This is a genomic window from Candidatus Symbiopectobacterium sp. NZEC135 (assembly GCF_025962695.1).
Map to the genome: position 1 here is coordinate 1 of NZ_JAGFPF010000471.1, position 1,341 is coordinate 1,341.

Here is a 1,341-nt window from a genome sequence, read left to right on the forward strand (position 1 = left end):
GATCTCTGCCGGCTGCCCGGATCGTCCCAGCGGGCTGTCAGCGCCAAATTGCGGTAGCGCCTCTTGCGGCTGCCCACCGCACACTTGCAGTGGCGTCCAATAGGGACCTGGAGCAACGGCATTGACACGGATGCCCTTAGGCCCTAACTGCTTGGCCAGCGCTTTGGTAAACGCCACGTTGCAGGCTTTCGTCTGGGCATAATCAAGCAGCCCAGCAGATGGGGCATACGCTTGTACCGAGGCAGTGGTGATAATTGACGCGCCCGGCTCCATGACGCTCAACGCATATTTCGAGAGCCAAAACATCGCATAGACATTGGTTTTAAACGTAGCATCAAACTGCTCGGTCGAGAGATCGACGATGGATTCCACGAACTGCTGTTTTCCGGCGTTGTTGACCAGAATATCCAACCCGCCCAGGCAACGATGCGCCTCTTCAATCAGCGACTTGCAGAACGCTTCATCACGCAGATCGCCTGCAATACCATACCCTTGCTGACCCGCTTCTCGAATAAGCGCAATAACCTCATCGGCATCTTGCTGTTCATCGGGTAGATAATTAATCACCACATCGGCACCTTCACGGGCAAAAGCAATGGCAACCGCTCTGCCGATACCCGAGTCGCCTCCCGTAATCAGCGCTTTGTGCCCCGCCAGGCGACCACTTCCCTGGTAGCTGGTTTCACCATGATCGGGGCGAGGCGTCATTTTCCCCGCCAGGCCCGGTTCAGGCTGGCTTTGTTGAGGATACGGGGGCATGGAATAGTGAAGTTCGTCGTGCTTCATAATCGACTCCTGTTTGGTGAGTTTATCAACGTTAACCAGCAATAGCCGCAGCGACCTTCTCCCGCGACCACACACGGTGTTTTTTCATAACGGCGGTAAGTTCATCCACCAGGTGTTGCGAGGTGTTATTGACGATAACGCCTTCATCGGGAGCAGGCAGTGATAACGCGGAGTACAGCGCTGACGCGTCTCCTTGCAGGCCAATCCCTTTGAGGTGTTTGAAGCTTTGGATAAGAAAATATTTGGCAGCACCGTTTTGCATCAATGTTGCGACAGCCTGTTTTCCGGTTGGGACAATCGCTGCGTCGAACAGCACCGAGGGATTGCCCTCAAACGAGCCATTAACCTCAAGGTGATGGCCTTGCAGCGTGGTAATCCCCCCGACTCGGGGGGCTAAGATTCTGGCGTGTACCCCTTGTTGCTCCAGGCAACGGATCATGCTGGCAACGGCATCGCCACACACGCCGTCAGCCACCAGCAGTGCAACCTGACGCGATTTGATACGGTAGTCCAGAGCCACCTCACGCGCATTTTCAGCATAAATACTGAGCGAAG

General features: G+C 55.3%; 1 protein-coding gene and 1 pseudogene. Both read right to left on the reverse strand.

From position 1 onward, the window contains the following. Positions 1-786, reverse strand: a 786-nt coding sequence (locus J5224_RS27985; RefSeq protein ID WP_264628386.1) for an SDR family oxidoreductase, incomplete at its 3' end; no start/stop codon positions are given. Positions 787-817: 31 nt separating this feature from the next. Beyond that, positions 818-1,341 (reverse strand): annotated as a pseudogene (gene katE, locus J5224_RS27990) (catalase HPII); the annotation flags it as partial.